At 66.3% G+C, this 22,623-nt stretch carries 21 protein-coding genes; 9 read left to right on the forward strand and 12 right to left on the reverse strand.

Annotation, left to right across the window (positions count from 1 at the left end; genetic code table 11):
- Window position 1: 1 nt before the first annotated feature.
- From waaC to CR917_RS20230, 6 genes are read left to right on the forward strand one after another with little or no spacing between them, the layout of a single operon-like run.
- Complete coding sequence (waaC, locus tag CR917_RS20205; protein WP_054915991.1) at window positions 2–1,060, forward strand: lipopolysaccharide heptosyltransferase I; 1,059 nt, start codon at window positions 2–4, stop codon at window positions 1,058–1,060.
- Window positions 1,060–2,184, forward strand: a complete 1,125-nt coding sequence (locus CR917_RS20210; protein ID WP_058541814.1) for a glycosyltransferase family 4 protein — start codon at window positions 1,060–1,062, stop codon at window positions 2,182–2,184. Before waaC ends, CR917_RS20210 begins: the two co-directional genes overlap by 1 nt.
- Window positions 2,181–2,987: a lipopolysaccharide core heptose(I) kinase RfaP gene (gene rfaP, locus CR917_RS20215; RefSeq protein ID WP_058541815.1), complete on the forward strand. Its 807-nt coding sequence runs from the start codon at window positions 2,181–2,183 to the stop codon at window positions 2,985–2,987. The genes CR917_RS20210 and rfaP overlap by 4 nt, the downstream gene beginning before the upstream one ends.
- A complete protein-coding gene (locus tag CR917_RS20220; protein ID WP_043863661.1) occupies window positions 2,987–3,721 on the forward strand; it encodes a lipopolysaccharide kinase InaA family protein in 735 nt (244 codons plus the stop codon). Before rfaP ends, CR917_RS20220 begins: the two co-directional genes overlap by 1 nt.
- Entirely contained in the window at window positions 3,718–4,470 is a 753-nt protein-coding gene (locus CR917_RS20225; protein WP_054915989.1) for a lipopolysaccharide kinase InaA family protein, read from the forward strand. Before CR917_RS20220 ends, CR917_RS20225 begins: the two co-directional genes overlap by 4 nt.
- Window positions 4,470–5,912 carry a lipopolysaccharide kinase InaA family protein gene (locus CR917_RS20230; protein ID WP_043863663.1) on the forward strand — a complete coding sequence of 481 codons (1,443 nt, stop codon included), beginning with the start codon at window positions 4,470–4,472 and terminating at the stop codon, window positions 5,910–5,912. The genes CR917_RS20225 and CR917_RS20230 overlap by 1 nt, the downstream gene beginning before the upstream one ends.
- Before the next feature lie 75 nt (window positions 5,913–5,987).
- Here the strand turns inward: CR917_RS20230 and CR917_RS20235 are convergent, their stop codons facing one another.
- The 7 genes from CR917_RS20235 to CR917_RS20265 form a co-directional block, all read right to left on the reverse strand.
- Window positions 5,988–6,167, reverse strand: coding sequence for a hypothetical protein (locus CR917_RS20235; protein ID WP_043863664.1), 180 nt, complete (start codon window positions 6,165–6,167; stop codon window positions 5,988–5,990).
- The gene (locus CR917_RS20240) at window positions 6,157–7,260 is read right to left on the reverse strand and encodes a PepSY domain-containing protein (protein WP_054915987.1); all 1,104 of its coding nucleotides are present in this window, start codon (window positions 7,258–7,260) and stop codon (window positions 6,157–6,159) included. Before CR917_RS20240 ends, CR917_RS20235 begins: the two co-directional genes overlap by 11 nt.
- An 8-nt stretch (window positions 7,261–7,268) precedes the next feature.
- Window positions 7,269–9,704: a TonB-dependent siderophore receptor gene (locus CR917_RS20245; RefSeq protein WP_104572858.1), complete on the reverse strand. Its 2,436-nt coding sequence runs from the start codon at window positions 9,702–9,704 to the stop codon at window positions 7,269–7,271.
- A gap of 144 nt (window positions 9,705–9,848) precedes the next feature.
- Window positions 9,849–10,817 (reverse strand): FecR domain-containing protein, encoded by a 969-nt coding sequence (locus CR917_RS20250; RefSeq protein ID WP_054915985.1) that lies wholly within the window; start codon window positions 10,815–10,817, stop codon window positions 9,849–9,851.
- Entirely contained in the window at window positions 10,814–11,332 is a 519-nt protein-coding gene (locus CR917_RS20255; RefSeq protein ID WP_043863668.1) for an RNA polymerase sigma factor, read from the reverse strand. Before CR917_RS20255 ends, CR917_RS20250 begins: the two co-directional genes overlap by 4 nt.
- 108 nt (window positions 11,333–11,440) lie before the next feature.
- Window positions 11,441–12,151, reverse strand: a complete 711-nt coding sequence (locus CR917_RS20260) for a PolC-type DNA polymerase III (protein WP_043863669.1) — start codon at window positions 12,149–12,151, stop codon at window positions 11,441–11,443.
- 10 nt (window positions 12,152–12,161) lie between these two features.
- Complete coding sequence (locus tag CR917_RS20265) at window positions 12,162–14,096, reverse strand: DUF294 nucleotidyltransferase-like domain-containing protein (RefSeq protein ID WP_043863670.1); 1,935 nt, start codon at window positions 14,094–14,096, stop codon at window positions 12,162–12,164.
- 202 nt (window positions 14,097–14,298) lie between these two features.
- Here CR917_RS20265 and CR917_RS20270 point away from each other — a divergent pair, with 202 nt between their 5' ends.
- Window positions 14,299–14,751, forward strand: a complete 453-nt coding sequence (locus CR917_RS20270) for a response regulator (RefSeq protein ID WP_054915983.1) — start codon at window positions 14,299–14,301, stop codon at window positions 14,749–14,751.
- 54 nt (window positions 14,752–14,805) lie between these two features.
- On the opposite strand, the gene CR917_RS20275 is transcribed toward CR917_RS20270, so the two are convergent.
- Window positions 14,806–16,983: a malate synthase G gene (locus tag CR917_RS20275; RefSeq protein WP_043863672.1), complete on the reverse strand. Its 2,178-nt coding sequence runs from the start codon at window positions 16,981–16,983 to the stop codon at window positions 14,806–14,808.
- A 302-nt stretch (window positions 16,984–17,285) separates the two neighbouring features.
- Between CR917_RS20275 and CR917_RS20280 the strand changes: the two genes are divergently transcribed.
- Entirely contained in the window at window positions 17,286–17,810 is a 525-nt protein-coding gene (locus tag CR917_RS20280) for a glycine cleavage system protein R (RefSeq protein WP_043863673.1), read from the forward strand.
- Between the two features lie 15 nt (window positions 17,811–17,825).
- Here CR917_RS20280 and rarD read toward each other — a convergent pair whose 3' ends face one another.
- From rarD to CR917_RS20300, 4 genes are all read right to left on the reverse strand, one after another.
- Window positions 17,826–18,713, reverse strand: a complete 888-nt coding sequence (rarD, locus tag CR917_RS20285; protein WP_054915981.1) for an EamA family transporter RarD — start codon at window positions 18,711–18,713, stop codon at window positions 17,826–17,828.
- 63 nt (window positions 18,714–18,776) lie between these two features.
- Window positions 18,777–19,751 carry a serine/threonine protein kinase gene (locus CR917_RS20290; RefSeq protein ID WP_104572859.1) on the reverse strand — a complete coding sequence of 325 codons (975 nt, stop codon included), beginning with the start codon at window positions 19,749–19,751 and terminating at the stop codon, window positions 18,777–18,779.
- A 166-nt stretch (window positions 19,752–19,917) separates the two neighbouring features.
- Window positions 19,918–20,673, reverse strand: a complete 756-nt coding sequence (locus CR917_RS20295) for a TOBE domain-containing protein (protein WP_043863676.1) — start codon at window positions 20,671–20,673, stop codon at window positions 19,918–19,920.
- Between the two features lie 59 nt (window positions 20,674–20,732).
- Complete coding sequence (locus tag CR917_RS20300) at window positions 20,733–21,470, reverse strand: ComF family protein (protein WP_104572860.1); 738 nt, start codon at window positions 21,468–21,470, stop codon at window positions 20,733–20,735.
- 89 nt (window positions 21,471–21,559) lie between these two features.
- On the opposite strand from CR917_RS20300, the gene bioB reads away from it, so the two are divergent.
- Entirely contained in the window at window positions 21,560–22,618 is a 1,059-nt protein-coding gene (bioB, locus tag CR917_RS20305; RefSeq protein ID WP_043863678.1) for a biotin synthase BioB, read from the forward strand.
- Window positions 22,619–22,623: the final 5 nt, after the last annotated feature.

The raw sequence follows: 22,623 nt of genomic DNA on the forward strand, positions 1-22,623 counted from the left end.
GTTGCGGGTACTGCTGATCAAGACCTCCTCGCTGGGGGATGTCATCCACGCGCTGCCGGCACTGACCGACGCGGCGCACGCCATTCCCGGCATCCGCTTCGACTGGGTGGTCGAGGAAGGCTTCGCCGAAATCCCCACCTGGCACCCTGCGGTCGATCACGTGATCCCGGTGGCCATCCGTCGCTGGCGCAAGAACCTCTGGCAAACTTTGAAGAACGGCGAATGGCGCCAGTTCAAGAAGCGCCTGCGCGAGCGCAAGTACGACCTGGTGATCGACGCCCAGGGCCTGGTGAAAAGCGCCTGGCTGACCCGCTACGTCAAGGCGCCGGTGGCCGGGCTGGACCGCTACTCGGCACGCGAGGGGCTGGCCAGCCGCTTCTACGACCGGCGCCTGTCGGTGGCCCGCGGGCAGCATGCGGTGGAGCGGGTGCGCCAGCTGTTCGCCCTGGCGCTGGGCTACGACCTGCCCTCGGGGCTGGGTGACTACGGCCTGGATCGCTCGCGCCTGGAAGAGATACCCACCAAGCCCTACGTGGTGTTCCTGCATGGCACCACCTGGGACACCAAGCACTGGCCCGAACTGTACTGGCGCCAGTTGGCCGAACGCCTGGGGCGTGCCGGCCTGCATATCTGCCTGCCATGGGGCAACCCGGCCGAAAAGGCCCGCGCCGAGCGCATCGCCCAGGGCCTGAAGAACGCCCAGGTGCTGCCCAGGCTGAACCTGGCCGGGGTCGCCCGGGTGCTGGCTGCCGCCAAGGCCTGCGTGGCCGTCGACACCGGCCTTGGGCACCTGGCGGCGGCACTCGATGTGCCTACCCTGTCGCTGTTCGGCCCTACCAACCCGGGCCTGACCGGGGCCTACGGCAAGGCCCAGGTGCACCTGGGCAGTGACTTCCCCTGCGCCCCGTGCCTGCAGAAGAAGTGCACCTACAAGCCGAGCGCCGACGACCGGCGCCGGTTCGATCTCAAACGCGAGTGGCCGCTGTGCTTCACTCGCCTGAACCCCGAGCGTGTGGCGAGCCAGTTGAGCGCGTTGCTGCGGGCAGAGGATGTGCGTTGATGCAACTGGCCTTTGTGCTCTACAAGTATTTCCCCTTCGGCGGCCTGCAGCGTGACTTCATGCGCATCGCCCTGGAGTGCCAGCGCCGTGGCCACCAGATCCGGGTGTATACCCTGATCTGGGAGGGCGACGTGCCCGAGGGCTTCGAAGTGCTGGTGGCGCCGGTCAAGGCGCTGTTCAACCATCGGCGCAACGAGAAGCTCACCGACTGGATGCAGGCCGACCTGGCCAGGCGCCCGGTCGACCGCCTGATCGGCTTCAACAAGATGCCGGGGCTGGACGTGTACTACGCCGCCGACGGCTGCTTCGAGGACAAGGCGCAGAACCTGCGCCACTCGCTGTACCGCCGCTGGGGCCGCTACCGCCACTTTGCCGAGTACGAGCGTGCGGTGTTCGGCAAGGACGCCAAGACCCAGATCCTGATGATCTCCGAGGTCCAGCAGCCGCTGTTCGTCAAGCACTACGGCACCCCCGCCGAGCGCTTCCACCTGCTGCCTCCGGGCATCAGCCAGGACCGCCGGGCGCCGGCCAATGCCGCCGAGATCCGCGCCGAGTTTCGCCGCGAGTTCAACCTGGCGGACGACGAGCGCCTGCTGGTGCAGATCGGCTCGGGCTTCAAGACCAAGGGCGTGGACCGCAGCCTCAAGGCGCTGGCCGCCTTGCCCAACAGCCTGCGCAAGCGCACCCGGCTGATGGTCATCGGCCAGGACGACCCCAAGGTGTTCCAGCTGCAGAGCGCGACCCTGGGGCTGACCGAGCAGGTGCAGTTCCTCAAGGGCCGCAGCGATATCCCGCGCTTTCTGCTCGGGGCCGACGCACTGATCCACCCGGCCTACAACGAGAACACCGGCACCGTGCTGCTCGAAGCCGTGGTGGCCGGGTTGCCGGTACTGGTTTCGGCAGTGTGCGGCTATGCCCATTACATCGCTGAGGCCGATGCCGGCCTGGTGCTCGACGAGCCGTTCGAGCAGGAGCAACTCAACCGCTACCTGCAACGTATGCTCGAAGACGATGCGGCGCGTGCCGACTGGGGCCGCAACGGCCTGGCATTCGCCGACACCGCCGACCTGTACAGCATGCCGCAGCATGCGGCCGACGTGATCCTGGCGCAGGAGCGCGCATGAAACTGATACTGGCTGAACCCTTCAAGCGCCTGTGGGCCGGGCGCGATGCCTTCGACGCCGTCGAGGCCCTGCAAGGCGAGGTGTACCGCGAGCTGGAAGGCCGGCGCACGCTGCGCACCGAGGTCGAGGGCAACGGTTATTTCGTCAAGATCCACCGCGGCATCGGCTGGGGCGAGATCTTCAAGAACCTGTTCACCGCCAAGCTGCCGGTGCTCGGTGCCGGCCAGGAATGGCAGGCCATCCAGCGCCTGCACGAAGTCGGGGTGCCGACCATGACCGCGGTGGCCTACGGCGAACGCGGCAGCAACCCGGCGACCCAGCATTCGTTCATCGTCACCGAGGAGCTGGCGCCCACCGTCAGCCTCGAGGACTTCAGCCTCGACTGGGTCAGGACGCCGCCGGCGCCGCGTCTCAAGCGCGCGCTGATCGCCGAGGTGGCGCGCATGACCGGCATGATGCACCGCGCCGGGGTCAACCACCGCGACTGCTACATCTGCCACTTTCTGCTGCACACCGACCGCCCGGTAACCCCGGACGACTTCAGGCTGTCGGTGATCGACCTGCACCGGGCCCAGACCCGCGCCAGCATTTCCCGACGCTGGCGCGACAAGGACCTGGCCGCGCTGTACTTCTCGGCGCTGGACATCGGCCTGACCCGACGCGACAAGCTGCGCTTTCTGCGCGGCTACTTCCAGCAGCCGCTGCGCCAGATCCTGGCCGAGCACGCCACCTTGCTGCGCTGGCTGGAGGGCAAGGCAAACAAGCTCTACGAGCGTAAACAACGGTATGGGGACGCGCTCTGATGGCGGGTTGGACACTGGAGCCGGCCTACGCGGCCCTGGCACAGGATTTCGGCAGCATCGACGCGGTGTTCGCGCTCAAGGGCGAACGCCTCACCCACGACCCGCTCAGCGAAGTGATTCGCGTCGAGCGCGGCGGGGTGAACTACTACGTCAAGCGTTACACCGGCGCCGGCAAGGGCCTGCGCCGCTACCTGGGGCGCCCGCGGATCAAGGCCGAGTGGCAGAACCTCAAGCAGTTCGCCAAGTGGGACATCCCCACCGCCGAGGTGGTGGCCTGCGGCCTGGAACGGCGAGGCTTCGCCTTCCACCGGGGCGCCATGATCACCCGTGAGCTGCCGCGCACCGAGGACCTCTCGGCGCTGGCCAAGCGCAACGACCCGCGCCTGGCAGATGCCGGCTGGGTCGACCATGTCAGCCGACAGCTGGCCCGCCATACGCGGGTGATGCACGACCATCACTTCACCCACAACGACCTCAAGTGGCGCAACCTGCTGGTCGATGACAAGGGCATGCTGTTCTTCATCGACTGCCCGACCGGTGCGTTCTGGGTCGGCTTCATGCTGCGCTATCGCATCACCAAGGACCTGGCCTGCCTGGACAAGGTGGCCAAGTATCACCTGTCGGCCACCCAGCGCCTGCGGTTCTACCTGCAATATCGCCGTCGCGATCGCCTGAACGCGTCGGACAAGCGCCGCGTGCGGCACGTCGTGACGTTTTTCGAGGGGCGCGAATGAGTGATTTCCTGGCCAGTGCCGAAGCTGCACTGCTTGAACGCCACGGCCTGAACAGCTTCGAGGCGCTGTGGGCGCTGCAGTTGGACGCCGTGGACGAGCCCAACACCGGGCGCGGCGGCTGGAGCCGCGTGTACCGCCTGGAGCTGGAGGGCAAGGGGTTCTACCTCAAGCGCCAGAGCGACTACCTCACGCGCACCCTGCACAGCCCCTTCGGCGAGCCGACCTTCGCCCGCGAGTTTCGCAACATCAAGCGCTACCAGAAGCTGCAGATCCCGGCCTTGCAGGCGGTGTTCTACGCCGAGCGCCGGGTCGACGGCGAGCGCCGCGCGATCCTGATGACCCGTGCGCTGGATGACTGGAGCGATCTTGACCACCTGCTCGGGCAGTGGCCGCAACTGGCCCTGGAGCAACGCCAGGGCATCCTGCGCGCCTGTGGCGAACTGGCCCGCACGGTGCACGCGGCGGGGCAGGTGCATGGCTGCTTCTACCCCAAGCACATCTTTTTGCGCGAGCGCAGCGAAGGCTGGCAGGCGCAGTTGATCGACCTGGAGAAAACCCGGCCGCTGCTGCTGGGCCAGCGTGATCGCCTCAAGGACCTGGAGCCGCTGCTGCGTCGTGCTGGCGCATGGAGCGAGAGCGATGTACGGCTGATGCTGGCCGCCTACCTGGAGCAACCGGCCGACAGTACGCTGGTGGATACCTGGCTGCAGCGCCTGCTGCATCGCCGTCGTGAAAAAGAGGCCCGCTGATGCGTTTGTCTGAACTCAAGGACGCCGGGCGCAGCCCGCAACTGCCATTGAGCATTGCCCTGGCCGACGCCGCCGGGCCGGCCGAGCTGCAACTGCTCAGCCTGCTGCGGGTGCTGCCGGGGCAGCGGTATGTCGGTGCCGGGATCTGGCGTGGCAAGCCGGTGCTGGCCAAGCTGCTGGTGGGCAGCAGCGCCGCCCGCCACTTCCAGCGCGAACTGGACGGTGCGCGCCTGCTGGCCAGCCAGGGGCTGACCACGCCGTTGCTGCTGGCCGACGGCCTGCGTGAAGGCGAGGGCGGCTGGCTGCTGTTCGAATTTCTTGAGCACGCCCACAGCCTGGCGGATGCCTGGGCGGCGGTCGAGGGCCTGCCGGTGCTCGCCGATGCCCAGCAGGAAGTGCTGGGCGAAGCCCTGCGCGCCGTGGCGCAGATGCATGCCAAGGGCCTGTGGCAGGCCGACCTGCACCTGGACAACCTGCTGCGCCATGGCGGGGAGCTGTACCTGATCGATGGCGCGGGGGTGAAGGCCGAAACCCCGGGCCAGCCGCTGTCGCGTCAGCAGGTGCTGCAGAACCTGGGGGTGTTCTTTGCGCAGTTGCCCAAGCGCCTGGAGCCCTTCGTCGAGGAACTGCTGGTGCACTACGTGCTGGTCAACGGCGAGCATGCGCTGCCGCTGGAAGCCTTGCAGAAGCAGATCGACAAGGTGCGCAGCTGGCGTCTGAAGGACTACCTGGACAAGGCCGGTCGCGAGTGCACGCTGTTCAGCGTGCAGCGCGGGGCCTCGGGCCTGCGCGCGATCCGTCGATCGGAGGTGGCGGCCATGCTGCCGGTGCTGGAGCAGGCCGACGCGCTGATCGACCAGGGCCACCTGTACAAGACTGGCGGCGCGGCGAGCGTGGCACGGGTCGAGGCGGGCGGTCGCAGCCTGGTGCTCAAGCGCTACAACATCAAGAACACCGCCCACTGGTTCAAGCGCTTCTGGCGCCCCAGCCGGGCCTGGCATTCGTGGATCGAAGGGCATCGCCTGGAGTTCCTCGGCATCGCCACGCCCAGGCCGCTGGCGGTGCTGGAGCAGCGCGTGCTGGGGCTGCGCAGCCGTGCGTACCTGGTGACCGAGTACGCCGACGGGCCGGACCTGATCGAGAGCTTTGCGCCCTACGTCGACAGCGCCGAGGTGCCAGAGGAGCAACTGCAAGCGCTGCAGACCCTGTTGCAGCAGCTGATGGGCGAACGCATCAGCCACGGCGACCTGAAGGGCCACAACCTGTTCTGGCAGGACGGTCAATGGTCGCTGATCGACCTTGATGCGATGTGCCAGCACGCCACCCAGCTCAGTTTCGCCAAGGCCTTCGCCCGCGACCGGGCGCGGTTGTTGCGCAACTGGCCGGCGGACAGTGCGTTGCACCAGCGGCTGGATGAGTGCCTGCCGAAACTGGCTGACTGACCTGCGCCTTCGCCGACAAGGCCGGCTCCTGCAGACGACGTGAAACCTTGCAGGCGCCGGCCTTGCCGACCAAGACTATCGCGCGGCCGGCCAAAAACCTCGCAGGCTGTACCCCACCGGCAGGGCCAGCCCCACCCACGCCAGCACATCCCACGGGCCATCCCCCAGCAGCGCCGCGAACAGCCCCACTGCGCCCAGCAGGGCAATCAGGCCCGGCATGCCGAACACCTTCCAGAACCTCGATTCACGCTTCATCACGTCGCCTGCGTACCCACCACAAATACACGCCGCTGCCGAGCACGATGATCGTCAGCACATCCAGCAGCGCCCATAGAATCTGCATCGGCCGGCCGCCGTAGTCGCCAAAGTGCAGCGGCTGCGACAGGCCCATCGCGTCCATGTACCACGGCCGCTCGCCAATCGCCGTCACCTGCAGGGTGCTGGCATCGATCAGTACCGGGGTCAGCAGGTGAGCGGTCAGGTGGGTGCTGCCCTTCATGAACACCGCATAGTGGTGCTCGCTGGAAAAGCGCGTGCCGGGGAAGGCGATGAAGTCCGGCTGCATGCCCGGCGCCGCCTCGGCGGCAATGTCCAGCAGACGGCTGGCCGGGGCCAGTGCGGTCAGCGGCGGTGCATCGCGGTACGGTGCGATCATCGCGCTGAGGCTGTCGTTGCGCCAGGCGGCGATGACCAGGTCGGACAGCGCGCTGATCACCCCGGTCACGCCCACCACCAGCGCCCAGGTCAGGGTCACGATGCCGATCAGGTTATGAAGGTCGAGCCAGCGCAGGCGCCGCGATTTGTCGTGGCGTACCGTGGCGAACTTCAGCCTGCGCATGAATGGCGCGTACAGCACCACCCCGGAGATGATCGCCACCACGAACAGCAGGCCCATGAAGGCCAGCAGCAGCTTGCCCGGCAAGCCGGCGAACATGTCCACATGCAGGCGCAGCATGGTCAGCATGAAGCCGCCGTTGGCCGAGGGCATCTCCACCACCTCGCCAGTACGCCCGTCGAGCATGAAGGTGTGCGACGAGTTGGGCTCGGTACCGGCGGTGGCGGCCATGATCGCGATCACGCCGTTGCTGTCGTCCTCGTCCCAGCCGAAGTACTGCATCACCTCGCCCGGGCGATGGGCCTGGGCCTTGAGCACCAGGGCCTGCAGGTCGAGTCTGGGTGTGTCGGCGGGCATTACCTTGAGCTCGGGCGCATCGCCCAGCAGGTGGTCGATCTCGTGGTGGAAGATCAGCGGCAGCCCGGTCAGCGCCAGCAACAGCAGAAACAGCGTGCACACCAGGCTGCTCCAGGTATGCACCCACGACCAGCGACGTATGGTTTGGCTCTTCATCGTTGGCCCTAGAACGCGTAGTTCACGCTGGCGACCACGTTGCGCTGGTCGCCGTAGTAGCACCAGAACCCGTCGCAGTTGGCCAGGTAGTCCTTGTTGAACAGGTTCTTGGCTTCCACCGCCACGCTCAGCCCCTTCATGCTGCTGTCCAGGCGACCCAGGTCGTAGTGCACGGCAGCGTCGTACACGGTGTAGGAGCCTACATGCGCCACCTCGGTGTTGGCGGTGTTGCCGTAGGTATCGCCGACATAGCGAACCCCGGCGCCCATGCCGAAGCCGTCCAGCGGGCCGGCGTGCCAGGTGTAGTCGGCCCACAGGGTGGCCTGGTTGCGCGGGATCAGCGCCATGCGGTTGCCGACTTCGCCAGGCACGCCCTTGCGGATCTCGGTATCGGTGTAGGTGTAGGAGCCGACCAGTTTGAGGTTGTCGGTGACGGCGCTGGTGGCTTCCAGCTCGATGCCGCGCACCTGCAATTCACCGACACTGCGAGAGATGCTGCCTTCGGTGACCTTCACGTTGCTCTGGCGCAGGTCGTAGGCGGCTGCGGTCAGCAGGGTGTTGCTGCCCACCGGCTGGAACTTGACGCCCACTTCGTACTGGCGGCCTTCGGTGGGCTTGAACGACTGCGCCGCATCCACGTTGGCGCCGGTGGTCGGCTGGAACGACTCGGTGTAGGACAGGTACGGGGTGAGGCCGTTGTCGAACACGTAGCTCAGGCCCACGTTGCCGGTGAAGGCCTTGTCGCGCTGGGTGCTGGTGGCGTCGCCCTTGTTGTGGAAGGTGGTGCCGGTGTGAATCCAGTCCTCACGCCCGCCCAGGGTCAGGCGCCAGTTGTCCAGGGCGATCTGGTCCTGCACGTAGACGCCGGTCTGGCGGGTTTTCTGGCCGTAGTCCTGCAGTGCGAAGTAGTTCACGTTGGACATGTCGGCGCCATACACCGGCCGGATCACGCTGATTGGCGGCACGTTGATACCGCTGATGTTGCCGTTGGCGTCGTAGTTGTACGAGCCGCCATACAGCCACTGGTAGTTGGTGTTGGAGCGCTGGTGGTCCAGGCCCAGCAGCAGGGTGTGCTCCAGCGCGCCGGTGCTGAAGTTGGCCTGCAGGTTGTTGTCGACAGCGAACTGGCTGATGTCTTCGTTGACGATGCCGGCCTCGCGGTTGACCGTGCCGTCGGGTTCGACGGTGTTGAAGGTGGCCACGTTGACCGCGCGAAACGACAGGTCGCTCTTGGTGTAGCGCAGGTTCTGGCGCAGCTGCCATACGTCGTCGAGGCGGTGCTCGAAGGCGTAGCCCAGGGCGTAGTAGGTGCGGTCGTAGAAGTCCCAGCCCGGCTCACCGAGGTTCTTGTGATGGGAAATCTTCGCCCCGGCAGGCGAGGCCAGCCGGGTGCCCTGCAAGGGCAGGAACTGCCCGGTGATGCCGGTATCGTCGCGGGTGAACTGCGAGATGAAGGTCAGGCTGGTGTCGTCGTCGACGTTCCAGGTCAGGCTGGGGGCGAGGTTGTAGCGCTTGTCGGGAATATGGTCGACCGGTGCGTTGCTGTCGCGTACCACGCCGCTGACGCGGTACAGAAACTGGCCGGCGTCGTCGATCTTGCCGGTGCTGTCGAAGTTGATCTGCCGGTGTTCGTTGCTGCCGACCTGGGCTTCGATCTGGTGCGCGCTTTCGGCCTGCGGGCGTCGGCTGAGCATGTCGAGCATGCCGCCGGGCGGGGTCTGGCCATACACCGAAGAGGCCGGGCCGCGCAGTACGGTGATGCGTTCCAGGTTCCAGGGTTCGACCTTGGGGTTGGCGAACGAACCCTTGGGCAGCGGCAGGCCGTCGAGAAACTGGGTGGGGTCGAAGCCGCGCACGCGCAGCCAGTCGGCGCGCGAGTCCGAGCCGTAGCCGCTGCTTTGCACGCCCGCGGTGTAACGCAGCGCGTCGTTGAGGTTGAGCACCTGGCGCTGGTCGAGCTGTTCGCGGGTGATCACCGACATCGAGCGTGGCGCTTCGACGATCGGAGTGTCGGTCTTGGTGCCGGCGGCGGTGCGGGTGGCGACGTAGCCGGTGGCCGGGCCCCAGGCGCTCTCGTAGTCGCCGGCGGCGTTGATGCTGGTTTCCGGCAGGGCCAGGCTGCCTTCGGGGGCGGCGATCAGGCTGTAGGTGCCGGCGCTGCTCTGCTGCAGTTGCAGGCCGGTGCCGCGCAGGGCGGCCTGCAGGGCGCCGAGGCCGTCGTACTGGCCGCTGACCGGCGCCGAGGTGCGTCCGCTGGCCAGGCTCGGGTCCAGGGTCAGGGCAATGCCGGCCTGGCTGGCGATCAGGTTGAGGGTGGTCGACAACGGCCCGGCGGGCAGGCTGTAGCTGCGCGCGGCGCTCGATTCGGCGGCGATGGCGGCGGTGCTGGTCAGGGCCAGGGTCAGCAGGCAATGACGCAACAGCTTTTCAAGGGGACGGGACATGCAGCGGTTCCTCGGCGCAATAGTGCTAACTAGCTTCCATGCCGAGTGAAAAGGGAAAAGTGTCAGGGGGTGGGTAAAAAATAATGTTGAGGCCTTCGCCGGCAACGCCCGCTCCTGCAGGAGGGCGTTGCAGGCGAAGGCGTTTTACGGGGTCTCGCCCTTGGCCACGATCGTCACCCACCATGGCGTGCGCTTTTGCACCTGCACCGGCAAGGTCGGCAGCAGCGACTGCAGCGCAAGGTCGGTGTCGTGCAGCGGGAAGCTGCCGGTAATGCGCAACCCGGCCACCTCCGGCGACACCCCCAGGTAGCCGCTGCGGTAACGCCCCAGCTCCTGCACCAGCGCATCCAGGCGCACGTTGTCGACCACCAGCATGCCGTGGGTCCAGGCGTCGGCGCCCAGGGCCAGCGGATCGATGCTGCCCAGCTGGTCGTGACTCATCATCACCTGCTGGCCTTCGCGCACGATCTGCTCGTCGCCGCTGTCCTGCGGCTTGGCTGCCACCGCCGACTGCAACACGCTCAGGCGCGTGCCCTGGTCTTCCAGGCGCACCAGGAAGCGTGTGCCCAGTGCGCGCAGGCGCCCGTCGGCCGTGGCGACGATGAACGGACGGTCATCCTTGTGCCCGGTCTCGATGGAAATCTCGCCTTCGCGCAGCACGATCAGGCGCTGCTGGCCATCGAAGCGAACATCCACCGCCGAATGGGTGTTGAGGCTGAGCAGGGTGCCGTCCTCCAGACGCAGGCTGCGCTGCTCGCCGGTGGCCGTGCGCTGGTCGGCCAGCCAGTAGTCCAGGCTCTGGTGGGTACTCAGCCAGCCGAGCAGGCCGCCCACCAGCACGATGCTGGCCAGCCCGCTGCCCAGCTTGCGCACGCGCTGGCGCAGGCCGGCCCGGGTTTCGCCCAGGGCCTTGCGCGCCGGGCCGGCCGCCGCGGCGAAGCGCTGGTTGAGCATGCCCAGCTGCATCCAGGCCCGCGCATGTTCTTCGTCTGCCGCGTGCCAGCGCTCGAAATCGGCACGCTCCTCGGCGCTGCCCGCATCCAGGCACAGCTGCCAGGCGATGGCGGCATCGAGCACCTTGGCCGATACCGGCCTGCTACTGAAGCCGTTCATGTCGGCTCGCCGTACAGCGCCACATAGCACTGGCGCATGCCCTGGGCCAGGTACTGGCGCACCCGCGACACCGACACGCCCAGGCGCTCGGCGATCTCGGCATGGCCCATGCCGTCGAGGCGGTTGTACAGGAACGCGGCGCGCGCCTTGCTCGACAGCTTGCCCAGCAGGCGGTCGATGGCCTTGAGGTCTTCGAGGATCAGGTGCTGTTCTTCCGGTGAGGGCTGCTCGGCTTCGGGGATCAGCATCAGCTCGGCGAGGTACGCCTGCTCCAGTGCCGCCCGGCGAAAGTGGTCGAACAGCAGGCCGCGCGCCACCGCGGCCAGGAACGCCCGCGGCTCGCGTGGTGCGGGCAGCTGCTCGCGCCCGAGCAGGCGCACGAAGGTGTCCTGGCTCAGGTCTTCGGCGCGCTCGGCACAGGCGACGTTGCGCCGCAGCCAGCCCAGCAGCCAGCCGCGATGGTCACGGTACAGCGCACCAACCAGCTCACCGTGTGGGCTTTGCACTGACGACAAGGTGTTCCCCGGAATAGATGCGTTAACTAACGAGAATTATTCGCGATTGTGTCAGAGCCGCTGGCACTGTGCAATTAACGCTCATCGGATGACGTATCCGGGGGCTGGTCAGAAGCCGTGGCTGTGTTGCCGTCGCCGGCGCCAACCTTGCAGGCGATGCTCCAGCAGCAGCGGGCTGTCGATGTGTTGGCGTCGCGCCTGGCTGAACAGGATCAGTGCCAGTTCGGCAGTGACCTGTGCATCGGCGCTGGCGTGGTGGCGTTCACCGGCCTGCAGGCCGAAGTGTGCGGTCCAGTCGTCGAGCCCGGCGTCGCGCAACACCACGTCGGGGTTGAGCAGCGGGGCCAGCTCGGCCACGTCGATGAACGGGTGCTGCAGGCGGTAGCCCAGGCTGTCCTTCAGGGCGCGGCTGAGCATGCGCTGGTCGAAGCCGGCGTGGAACGCCAGAAGCGGGCTGTCGCCGATGAACGCCATGAGGTCGAGCAGTGCATCGGCCGGCACGCAGCCGGCGGCAATCGCACTGGGCCCCAGGCCATGGATCAGCACGCTGGGGCCCGGCTTGTGGTCATGCCGGTGCAGGGTGCGCTCGAACTGCTGGCTGAAGTCGATGGCGCCGTCCTCGATCACCACCGCGCCAATCGACAGCACCTGGTCGCGGTTCAGGTTCAGGCCGGTGGTTTCCAGGTCCAGCACCACCCAGCGCTGGGCGCGCAGGGTGTGGTCCTGCAGCGGGGCGGGGCCGGGCAGTTGGGCCAGACGCTGCTGCTGGGCGGCGTCCAGTGCGGGTTGGCTGGGGCGCAGCCAGGCGAACAGGCTCATGACAGGTCGCTCATAGTTGGTAGCGCAGGGCCAGGCTGCTTTGCAGACGCTGGGCCTGGCGCAGCGATTCGCGCAGGATGCGCCGGTCCAGGTCGTTGAGGCTGTCGGGGTCGACGCGGTTGGAGTAGGGCAGGTTCTGGCGGGTCTGCAACTGGTGCTGCTGCATGCGGGTCTGCTGGATGAAGTGGTAGGCCTCTTCATAGGCGCCGCCATCGAGCGGGTCGATCACTTCCTTGCCTACCAGCTGGCGCAGGCGCTCCAGGGTGTTGTTGGCGTGCACGCCATTGGCCAGCGCCAGCAGGCGCGCGCCGTCGACGAAGGGCGTGAGGCCCTGCACCTTGAGGTCGAGGGTGGCGGCCTTGTCGTTGCCGCTGCGGGTCAGCACGAATTCGCGAAAGCGCCCCACGGGCGGGCGCTGACGCAGGGCGTTGGCGGCCATCATGCGCTGGAACAGGCGGTTGTCGGCGACCTGGTCGAGGATGCCCTGGCGCAGTTGTTCGCACGCCTGTTCGTCGCCCCACACCACGCGCAGGTCGAAATAGATGCTCGAGGCCAGCAGGTTCTCGGGGGTGGCCTCGCGGATGAACGCGGCAAAGCGCCGTGCCCACTCGGCCCTCGACAGACACAGCTCGGGGTTGCCGGCCATGATGTTGCCCTTGCACAGGGTGAAGCCGCACTGCGCCAGGCCCTGGTTGATGTGCTGCGCCAGCGGCAGCAGGCGGGCGCGGATCTCGGCAGCCTGGGCCGCGTCGCGTGCCTCGAACAGGATGCCGTTGTCCTGGTCGGTGTGCAGGGTCTGTTCGCGGCGGCCTTCGCTGCCGAAGCACAGCCAGCTGAACGGCACGCCGGGGTCGCCCTTGTCCTGGATCGCCAGTTCGATCACCCGGCACACGGTGTGGTCGTTGAGCAGGGTGATGATGTGGGTGATCTGGGTGGACGAGGCGCCATGGGCGAGCATGCGCTCGACCAGCTGGCCGATCTCGCCGCGCAGCGACACCAGGTTCTCGACCCGCGCGGCGTGACGGATGGTGCGCGCCAGGTGCACCAGGTCGACCCGCTGCAGCGAGAACAGGTCGCGCTCTGAGACCACCCCGCACAGGCGCTGGTCCTGCACCAGGCACACATGGGCGATATGACGCTCGGTCATCGCGATGGCGGCGTCGAAGGCGCTGGCCTGGGGGCTGAGGTAGAAAGGCGCGGCGGTCATGTGCGCGGCGATCGGCGCGGCGAAGTCGGCACTGGCATCGGCCACCACCTGGCGCAGGTCGCGCAGGGTGAAGATGCCGACCGGTGCGCGCTGCTCGTCGACGATCACGATGCTGCCCACCTGCTGCTCGTGCATCAGGCGTACGGCCTCGCGTACGGGCGTATCTGGGGCGCAGGTGACCGGATGACGCATGGCCAGCTCACCCAGGCGGGTATTGAGCGAATACTGGTTGCCAAGGGTTTCAACCGCGCGGCGCTGGACCTGCTGGTTGACCTGGTCGAGCAGGCTGCTGACACCCCGCAGGGCAAAATCCCGAAACACTTCTGAGAGTGCGAATAGACGGATGAACGCCGCCTTGTTCAGTTGCAGGCAGAAGGTGTCTTCGGCGGCCAGGTGTTCGGTACGGGTGGCGCGCTCGCCCAGCAGGGCGGCCAGCGGGAAGCACTCGCCTCCGGTGATCTCGAAGGTGGTCTCGGTGCCGGTGGCGGCATGGTTGCGCTCGCCCACCACGCGTCCCTGCTTGACGATGTAGAAGTGCTCGACGGGTCCGTCGGCAGGCTTGATGATGCTCTCACCGCTGGCGTAGAAGCGCAGCTGGCATTGTTCCACCAGGTACGCCAGGTGGGCGTTTTCCATCTGGTTGAAGGGAGGAAAGCGTTGCAGGAACTGCATGGTGCCGTGAATATTCTGCAGTACTGCGGTTTTGCCGGCCTGGTCGAAGGCGTCCATCTTGCTCATGAGCTTTACCGCATCTGTGCGTCGGCGCCGAGGGCCGAGCATTTGTTTTTATCGTGCTGCATGGTCGGCCGCGGGGTGCGCAGTGCCCATTGGACGTTTGTCTAAAGCGGGTGGGCGTCAATTATCCGACGAAAGGCGGGTTGCGGCACATGCGTTTGCGGTCTGAACTTGATTCAACGGATATTTTTACGATGGAACAGCCATGCCCGAAGCCGACGACATACTGAGCGAAGCCGAGCGCAAGGCGCTGGCGAGCGTGACTGCGCGCGGGACCGCGCTGCCCAAGGTGCTGATCGTCGAAGACGACAAAGGGTCGCGCGAAGCGCTGGCGAGCTACTTGAAGGCCCACGGCATTCGTTGCCTTGCCGCAGAAAACACCACGGTGGCGTTCGACTACCTCAAGCGCGAACCCAGGATCGGGCTGCTGATTACCGACCTGCGCATGCAGCCGGTGGGGGGCATCGAGTTCATCGAGCAGATTCGTGAGTCGGACCAGGCCGCGTTGCCGATCATCATCGTGTCGGGCGATGCCAAGGTGCAGGACGCGATTGCGGCAATGCACCTGAGCGTGGTCGACTTTCTGCTCAAGCCGCTCGACCAGGAGAAGCTGGAAAAGCTGGTGAAGCTGGTGAGGCATGAGCTGGGCATCGGCTGAACCCCTTCGCTGGCTTGCCAGCGAAGGGGTGCGTCAGGCAGCGCCGTAACGAGCTTACAGCCCGTTGCGCGCCTTGAACTCGCGACGACGGCGATGCAGTACCGGCTCGGTATAACCGTTCGGCTGCTTCGCACCCTCGATCACCAGCTCGACCGCCGCCTGGAAGGCGATGTTGCTGTCGAAGTCCGGTGCCATCGGGCGGTACAGCGGGTCGTTGGCGTTCTGCTTGTCGACCACCGGCGCCATGCGCTTGAGGCCTTCGATCACCTGAGCCTCGCTGATGATGCCGTGACGCAGCCAGTTGGCCAGCAACTGCGCGGAAATCCGCAGGGTGGCGCGGTCTTCCATCAGGCCCACATCGTTGATGTCCGGCACTTTAGAGCAACCCACGCCCTGGTCGATCCAGCGCACTACATAGCCAAGAATGCCCTGGGCATTGTTGTCCAGTTCGTTGCGGATCTCTTCGTCCGACCAGTTGGTGTCGGTGGCCAGCGGAATGGTCAGGATATCGTCGACCGAGGCCGGCGCACGCTTGGCAAGCTCCGCCTGGCGGGCGAAAACGTCGACCTTGTGATAGTGCAGCGCGTGCAGCGCGGCGGCGGTCGGCGACGGCACCCAGGCGGTGTTGGCACCGGCCAGTGGGTGGGCGATCTTCTGCTCGAGCATGTCGGCCATCAGATCAGGCATGGCCCACATGCCCTTGCCGATCTGCGCGCGGCCCTGCAGGCCGGTGGCAAGGCCCACGTCGACGTTGTTGTTCTCGTAGGCACCGATCCACTTCTGGGTTTTCATGGCGCCCTTGCGCACCACGGCGCCCGCTTCCATGGAGGTGTGGATCTCGTCACCGGTACGGTCGAGGAAGCCGGTGTTGATGAACACCACGCGCTCGCTGGCGGCCTGGATGCAAGCCTTGAGGTTGACCGTGGTACGGCGCTCCTCGTCCATGATGCCGACCTTCAGGGTGTTGCGCTTGAGGCCCAGCACGTCTTCGACGCGACCGAACAGCTCGTTGGTGAAGGCGGCTTCTTCAGGGCCGTGCATCTTCGGCTTGACGATGTACACCGAGCCGGTGCGGCTGTTCTTGCGGGTGGTGTTGCCGTTGAGGTTGTGCACCGCAGCCAGGTTGGTGACCAGCGCATCGAGGATGCCTTCGGGCACTTCGTTGCCATCCTTGTCGAGGATCGCGTCGATGGTCATCAGGTGACCGACGTTGCGCACGAACAGCAGCGAACGGCCATGCAGGCTCAGCGAGCCGCCATTGGGCGCGGTGTACTCGCGGTCCGGGTTCATGGTGCGGGTGAAGGTCTGGCCGGCCTTGCTCACGCTTTCGGCCAGGTCGCCCTTCATCAGGCCCAGCCAGTTGCGGTAGATCACCACCTTGTCGTCGGCATCCACCGCGGCCACGGAGTCTTCGCAGTCCATGATGGTGGTCAGGGCGGCTTCCATCAGCACGTCCTTGACTCCGGCGGCGTCGGTCTGGCCGACCGGGGTGCTGGCATCGATCTGGATCTCGAAGTGCAGGCCGTTGTTTTTCAGCAGCACGGCGACAGGGGCCGTGGCATCGCCCTGGTAGCCGACCAGTTGCGCGTCGTCGCGCAGGCCGCTGTTGCTGCCACCCTTGAGGGTGACCACCAGCTTGCCATCGGCAATGCTGTAGCGGGTGGCATCGACGTGGGAGCCGGCCGCCAGTGGCGCAGACTCGTCGAGGAAGGCGCGGGCGAAGGCGATGACCTTGTCGCCGCGTACCTTGTTGTAGCCCTTGCCCTTCTCGGCGCCACCGGCTTCGCTGATGGCGTCGGTGCCGTACAGCGCGTCGTACAGCGAGCCCCAGCGGGCGTTGGAGGCGTTGAGGGCGAAGCGTGCGTTCATCACCGGCACTACCAGCTGCGGGCCGGCCATGCGAGCGATCTCGTCATCGACATTCTGGGTGGAGGCCTGGAAGTCCGCCGCTTCTGGCAGCAGGTAGCCGATCTCCTGGAGGAAGGCCTTGTAAGCCGGAGCATCGTGGGCCTGGCCCTTGCGCGCCTGGTGCCAGGCGTCGATCTGCGCCTGCAGGGTGTCACGCTTGGCCAGCAGGGCTTTGTTCTTTGGAGCGAGGTCGTTGATGATCTTCTCTGCCCCGATCCAGAACTGCTCGGCGTTGACGCCGGTTCCGGGAATGGCTTCGTTGTTCACGAAGTCGAACAGGACTTTGGCGACCTGAAGGCCACCGACTTGAACGTGTTCAGTCATTGCTTGCCTCACTCTGCTCAGCTATTCAGCTCTTGTTTCAACATTTTTGTAGTGCGCGTCGCGGCATACTACATGAAGCGCTGCGCTTGGGAAAATCAGACTAAATACGCCGTTTTGCGACCATTTGGTCGCAAAACGTCGTTCTGGGAGCGGGCATGTTCTCAAAAATCGAGTGAATTGTTCCAGATAAATCTAAAAACAGTACACGATTTGTTGTTCGAGCCCGCTGCGGCAGGTTGCCGCGCCTTGCCTATACTTGATCGGCGCCCCCGGTATTCGGGGGCTGGAGAGAGGACTGGCGCGTGGATCATCTTGTCTTGACCGTGATTGCCCCTGACCGCGCCGGCCAGGTGGAGCGGGTGGCCGAATGCATCGCCGAGCATAACGGCAACTGGCTGGAGAGTCGCATGTCGCGCATGGCAGGGCAATTCGCCGGCATCCTGCGCGTCGCGGTACCGGCCGAATCCTATGACGAACTGGTGGAGGCGTTGCAGGCGCTGGGCAAGCACGGGATTCGCGTGCTGATCGCCGAAAGCGGCATCGAGCCGTCGTGCACCTGGAAGCCGATCGCGATGGAGCTGGTGGGCAACGATCGCCCCGGCATCGTGCGCGACATCACCCGGCTGCTGGCCGAACAGGGGGTGAACCTGGAGCGCTTCAGTACCGACGTGCGGCCCGCGCCGATGAGCAGCGAGCCGCTATTTCACGCCGATGCGCTGCTGGCCCTGCCGCTGACGCTGTCGCTGGATGACCTGCAACAGCGCCTGGAGGCCCTGGCCGACGACCTGATGGTGGAGCTCAAGCTGCGCCCCGAAGAGTCGGCGTAGGGGGTGGCGTAGCGCTCAGGTGCGCCGGCGAATGCTCAGCCAGGCATCCACGCTGTACAGTGCCAGGCCGGCCCAGATGAACATGAACGCCACCAGTGTGCTGCTCGACAGATGTTCGTCGAACAGCAGCACCGCCTGCAGCAGCACCAGGGTCGGCGCCAGGTACTGCAGAAAGCCCAGAGTGGTGTAAGGCAGATGCCGCGCGGCGGCGTTGAAGCACACCAGCGGTATCAGCGTGACGGGCCCGGCGGCGGCCAGCCACAGCGCGTCGCTGGTGCTGTAGAAGCTGGCCTGGGCGCTGTGGGCCATGGGGTTGAGCAGCAGCCAGCCGATGGCCAGCGGTACCAGCATCCAGGTTTCCACCACCAGCCCCGGCAACGCCGCCACTGGCGCCTGCTTGCGGATCAGCCCGTAGAAGCCGAAGCTCAGCGCCAGTACCAGCGACACCCATGGCAGGCTGCCCACCTGCCACACCTGCTGCGCCACCCCCACTGCCGCCAGGCCTACCGCCACCCACTGCAGGCGGCGCAGACGCTCGCCCAGCAGCAACATGCCCAGCAGCACGTTGACCAGCGGGTTGATGTAGTAACCCAGGCTCGCCTCGAGCATGCGCCCGTTGTTCACCGACCACACATAGGTCAGCCAGTTGCCCGCGATCAGCGATCCGCTCAGGGCCAGGATTGCCAGGCGCCGCGGGTTGTCGCGCAGTTCGCGCCACCAGCCCGGGTGCTTCCAGAACAGCAGCAGGATCGAGCCGAACAGGGCCGACCACAGCACCCGATGCACGATGATTTCCACGGCGGGCACGTTCTGCAGGGCTTTGAAATAGATGGGGAACAAGCCCCAGATGATGTAGGCGGTCAGGCCCAGTATGTACCCGCGGCGCGGGTTGGCGGCTTGCATGCTGATTCCTTGCTTAGGCAGCTATCTAAAACCCGGCTATTGTAGACAGACTGGCAGCAGGTTCTAGAACAATTTCAGCGGCTCTTCGGCCAGTGCGGCGGTCTGCTCACGCAGGGCCAGGACCTGGTCGCCCCAGTAGCGTTCGCTGCCAAACCACGGGAAGCTGCGCGGGAACGCCGGGTCGTCCCAGCGGCGCGCCAGCCAGGCGCTGTAGTGCAGCTGGCGCAGGGCGCGCAGCGGTTCGATCAGGGCCAGTTCGCGGGGGTCGAAATCATGGAACTCGTTGTAGCCATCCATCAGTTCGGCCAGCTGGCCCAGGCACTCGTGACGATCGCCGGCGAGCATCATCCACAGGTCCTGCACGGCGGGGCCCATGCGGCAGTCGTCCAGGTCGACGATGTGGAACACCTCATCGCGGCACATCATGTTGCCCGGGTGGCAGTCGCCGTGCAGGCGGATGCTCTTGTACGGGGTGCGGGCGTAGGCGTCCTCCACGCGCTTGAGCAGGTCGCGGGCCACCGACTCGTAGGCCGGCAGCAGGCTGCGCGGCACGAAGTTGCCTTCGAGCAGGGTGGCGAGGGAGGCGTGACCGAAGTTGGCCACGCCCAGCGCTTCACGGTGTTCGAACGGGCGCGTGGCGCCGACCGCGTGCAGGCGACCGAGCAACTGGCCGAGGCGGTACAGCTGGTCGAGGTTGCCCGGCTCCGGCGCGCGGCCGCCACGGCGCGGGAACAGTGTGAAGCGAAAGCCTGCATGCTCGAACAGGCTCTGGCCGTTGTGCACCAGCGGGGCGACCACGGGGACTTCGCAGTCGGCCAGTTCGGCGGTGAAGGCGTGCTCCTCGAGAATCGCCGCGTTGCTCCAGCGGCCGGGGCGATAGAACTTGGCGATCAGCGGTTCGGCGTCTTCGATGCCCACCTGGTAGACACGGTTCTCGTAGCTGTTGAGTGCCAGAACACGAGCGTCGCTGAGAAAGCCGATGCTTTCGACAGCGTCCAGGACCAGGTCGGGGGTAAGGGTATCGAAGGGGTGTGACATGGGAACTCCTGCAGCGCGACGGGTGGCCGGGCGTATGAGAGCCATGGTACAGCACCCCGGGGACGCTGCATGCCCCATCGCGGGTCAAGCCCGCTCCCACAAGGAAATCGCTGAACCTGTGGGAGCGGGCTTGACCCGCGATGGGCTGCGCAGCAGCCCCAATAATCTAGAGCGGCGTACCCAGCAGCACATACGCCGGCGAGAACCGCACTGCCACTTCACTGCCTACCGCCACCCGGTTGTCCAGCAGCCACTGCGGCTCGGCAAATGCGCACAGCGTCTGGCCGTTGCTCAGGCTCAGGCGCACCTCGGTAGTCCCTTGCGGGTCATCGATCAGTTCCTGTACCACGGCGCTCAACTGGTTGACCTGCGCCGGCCCGGGCATCGCCACCTCCAGCCAGCCTGCCTTGATCAGCGCCACCACCGGCGTGCCCGGTTCCAGCTCCAGGCGCAAGGTGCTGTCATGGGTGATCTGCGCCTCGATGCGCAGCCCCCCGGCCAGGGTCAGCTCCACGGTGTCGATGCGGCCCTGCGCGCGAATGGCGCTGACCCGCCCATGCAACTGATTGCGCGCACTGGTGCGCAGCATCAGGCGCCCGAGCAGGTCGAGATCGTCGGAGTCTTCGGCCGCTTCCAGCACCTGCGCCTGCAACAGTTGCAGCTTCTGGTACAGGCGCAACACCCGCTGCCCCTCCAGCGACAGTTTCGCCCCACCGCCCCCGCGCCCGCCCACGCTGCGTTCTACCAGCGGGCTGGCGGCCAGGTTGTTGAGCTCGTCGATGGCATCCCACGCGGCCTTGTAGCTGATGCCGGCGCTCTTGGCCGCCCGGGTGATCGACCCCTGCTCGGCGATGTGGGCAAGCAGGGCGATGCGTTGCGGGCGACGGACGATATGTTGGGTCAACAGGGCAGGCAGGGACATGGGCGGGCACGCAGTCGGGGCAGGGATGGCCCAGAAAGTGCCCGCCGCCCCGGCGCAAGTCAAGCGCCGCCGGGCTTGGGCGTGCGTGCCAGGCAGTATACGTCCACCCGCGTGGCACCCGCCGCCCGCAACAGGCTGGCCAGTGCCTGCGCAGTGGCGCCGGTGGTGAGCACATCGTCGACGATCGCCACATGCTGCCCCCTGATCGCCGCCGAATCGGCCAGGGCAAAGGCGTGGCGCAGGTTGCGCTTGCGCGCCTTGGCCGTCAGCCCCTGCTGGGCCGCCGTTTCTTGCGGGCGTTGGAGCAGACGTGGCTCGCAGGCGATCTCCAACTGCCCGGCCAACCACTGGGCAAGCATCGCAGCCTGGTTGAAGCCGCGTTCGCGCAGGCGCCGGCGCGCCAGCGGTACCGGCAACAGCAGGCCGGGCCGCGGCAGGTCTTCGGCAAAGCGGTAGGCAAGCCAGTTGCCCAGCAGTTGCGCCAGCAATCGGCCCAGCGGCCACTGGCGCTGGTGCTTGAAGCGGGTGATCAGTGCATCCACGGGGAAGCCGTAGTGCCAGGGCGCCTCGACCCGGGTGAAGGCGGGTGGGCGGCGGCTGCACTGGCCGCAGGTCAGGCCCCGCATCGGCAAGGGCAGCGCGCAGGTTCGACAGCATTCTTCCAGCCAGGGCAGTTCGGCCTCGCAGGCCACGCAAATGGGGTGTGACTGCTGGGCAGGTTCATCGCACAGCAAACACGTTTGGTTGATATTTAGCCAGTTGTAAACCAGTTGTTTAGGGTGTGGTTGACAGTGCATGGCGCTTCCTTAACTATGCGAGCTATCCGTGATGCGCTGGCGGGCTTTCCTGTCCCGGCGCCAGTACAAGCCTAAACAAGGAAACACCCATGAGCGCCAGCACAACTGCAACGCTTCGTCACGACTGGTCCCTGGCCGAAGTCAAAGCACTGTTCCAGCTACCGTTCAACGACCTGCTGTTTCAGGCGCAGACCGTTCACCGCGCGCATTTCGACGCCAACCGCGTTCAGGTCTCGACCCTGCTGTCGATCAAGACCGGCGCCTGCCCGGAAGATTGCAAATATTGTCCGCAGTCCGGCCACTACAACACCGGCCTGGAAAAACAGAAGCTGATGGAGGTGCAGAAGGTGCTGGAGGAGGCCGCCCGGGCCAAGGCCATCGGCTCCACGCGATTCTGCATGGGCGCGGCGTGGAAGCACCCGTCGGCCAAGGACATGCCCTACGTGCTGCAGATGGTCAAAGGGGTCAAGGCGCTGGGCCTGGAAACCTGCATGACCCTGGGCAAGCTCGACCAGGAGCAGACCGTGGCCCTGGCCCAGGCCGGCCTGGACTACTACAACCACAACCTGGACACCTCGCCTGAGTTCTACGGCAGCATCATCACCACCCGCACCTACGGCGAGCGCCTGCAGACCCTGGCTTATGTGCGCGATGCCGGGATGAAGATCTGTTCGGGCGGGATCCTGGGCATGGGCGAATCGCTGGATGACCGCGCCGGGCTGCTGATCCAGCTGGCCAACCTCCCGGAGCACCCCGAATCGGTACCGATCAACATGCTGGTGAAGGTGGCGGGCACGCCGCTCGAGAATGCCGAAGACGTCGACCCGTTCGACTTCATCCGCATGCTGGCAGTGGCGCGTATCCTCATGCCGCAGTCCCATGTGCGCCTGTCGGCCGGGCGCGAGGCGATGAACGAACAGATGCAGGCACTGGCCTTCTTCGCCGGGGCCAACTCGATCTTCTACGGCGAGAAGCTGCTGACCACCGCCAACCCGCAGGCCGACAAGGACATGCAACTGTTCGCGCGCCTGGGCATCCAGCCTGAAGCGCGCGAAGAGCACGCCGACGAGGTGCACCAGGCGGCCATCGAGCAGGCGCTGATCGAGCAGAAGAGCAGCGAGCTGTTCTACGACGCCGCCTCCGCCTGAGGTCG

This window comes from Pseudomonas sp. BRM28 (assembly GCF_002939405.1).
GTDB classification, from domain to species: domain Bacteria; phylum Pseudomonadota; class Gammaproteobacteria; order Pseudomonadales; family Pseudomonadaceae; genus Aquipseudomonas; species Aquipseudomonas palmensis.

What these genes read in the sequence shown, in the direction of transcription:
- rarD (WP_054915981.1), bottom strand. Translation starts at nt 18,713, where the DNA reads ATGCAAGCCGCCAACCCGCGCCGCGGGTACATACTGGGCCTGACCGCC.
- CR917_RS20245 (WP_104572858.1), bottom strand. Translation starts at nt 9,704, where the DNA reads ATGTCCCGTCCCCTTGAAAAGCTGTTGCGTCATTGCCTGCTGACCCTG.
- rfaP (WP_058541815.1), top strand. Translation starts at nt 2,181, where the DNA reads ATGAAACTGATACTGGCTGAACCCTTCAAGCGCCTGTGGGCCGGGCGC.
- CR917_RS20270 (WP_054915983.1), top strand. Translation starts at nt 14,299, where the DNA reads ATGCCCGAAGCCGACGACATACTGAGCGAAGCCGAGCGCAAGGCGCTG.
- CR917_RS20240 (WP_054915987.1), bottom strand. Translation starts at nt 7,260, where the DNA reads ATGAAGAGCCAAACCATACGTCGCTGGTCGTGGGTGCATACCTGGAGC.
- CR917_RS20250 (WP_054915985.1), bottom strand. Translation starts at nt 10,817, where the DNA reads ATGAACGGCTTCAGTAGCAGGCCGGTATCGGCCAAGGTGCTCGATGCC.
- CR917_RS20300 (WP_104572860.1), bottom strand. Translation starts at nt 21,470, where the DNA reads ATGCACTGTCAACCACACCCTAAACAACTGGTTTACAACTGGCTAAAT.
- CR917_RS20265 (WP_043863670.1), bottom strand. Translation starts at nt 14,096, where the DNA reads ATGAGCAAGATGGACGCCTTCGACCAGGCCGGCAAAACCGCAGTACTG.
- CR917_RS20235 (WP_043863664.1), bottom strand. Translation starts at nt 6,167, where the DNA reads ATGAAGCGTGAATCGAGGTTCTGGAAGGTGTTCGGCATGCCGGGCCTG.
- CR917_RS20230 (WP_043863663.1), top strand. Translation starts at nt 4,470, where the DNA reads ATGCGTTTGTCTGAACTCAAGGACGCCGGGCGCAGCCCGCAACTGCCA.
- CR917_RS20290 (WP_104572859.1), bottom strand. Translation starts at nt 19,751, where the DNA reads ATGTCACACCCCTTCGATACCCTTACCCCCGACCTGGTCCTGGACGCT.
- CR917_RS20220 (WP_043863661.1), top strand. Translation starts at nt 2,987, where the DNA reads ATGGCGGGTTGGACACTGGAGCCGGCCTACGCGGCCCTGGCACAGGAT.
- CR917_RS20210 (WP_058541814.1), top strand. Translation starts at nt 1,060, where the DNA reads ATGCAACTGGCCTTTGTGCTCTACAAGTATTTCCCCTTCGGCGGCCTG.
- CR917_RS20295 (WP_043863676.1), bottom strand. Translation starts at nt 20,673, where the DNA reads ATGTCCCTGCCTGCCCTGTTGACCCAACATATCGTCCGTCGCCCGCAA.
- CR917_RS20225 (WP_054915989.1), top strand. Translation starts at nt 3,718, where the DNA reads ATGAGTGATTTCCTGGCCAGTGCCGAAGCTGCACTGCTTGAACGCCAC.
- bioB (WP_043863678.1), top strand. Translation starts at nt 21,560, where the DNA reads ATGAGCGCCAGCACAACTGCAACGCTTCGTCACGACTGGTCCCTGGCC.
- CR917_RS20260 (WP_043863669.1), bottom strand. Translation starts at nt 12,151, where the DNA reads ATGAGCCTGTTCGCCTGGCTGCGCCCCAGCCAACCCGCACTGGACGCC.
- CR917_RS20275 (WP_043863672.1), bottom strand. Translation starts at nt 16,983, where the DNA reads ATGACTGAACACGTTCAAGTCGGTGGCCTTCAGGTCGCCAAAGTCCTG.